1 pseudogene is annotated in these 259 nt (G+C 64.5%); it reads left to right on the plus strand.

Annotated elements, in window-relative coordinates:
* Window positions 1-259 (plus strand): annotated as a pseudogene (locus tag SB751_RS32410) (glycosyltransferase); the annotation flags it as partial.

Below are 259 nucleotides of genomic sequence, written 5' to 3' on the forward strand. Positions count from 1 at the left end.
GAGCGCTTCGCGGGCGAGTCGAAGTACTCGCTGTACAGCCTGATCCGGCTGAACTTCGACCTCGTGACGGGCTTCTCGGTCGTGCCGCTGCAGTGGCTGTCGTTCATCGGCGTGATCCTGTCGCTCGGCTCCGCCGCGCTGTTCGTGCTGCTGCTCGTGCGCCGCTTCATCGTCGGCGCGGAAGTGCAAGGCGTATTCACGCTGTTCGCGATCACGTTCTTCCTGCTCGGCGTGATCATCTTCGCGCTCGGCCTGCTCG

Source organism: Cupriavidus sp. SIMBA_020, from assembly GCF_046535395.1.
Classification (GTDB): domain Bacteria; phylum Pseudomonadota; class Gammaproteobacteria; order Burkholderiales; family Burkholderiaceae; genus Cupriavidus; species Cupriavidus campinensis.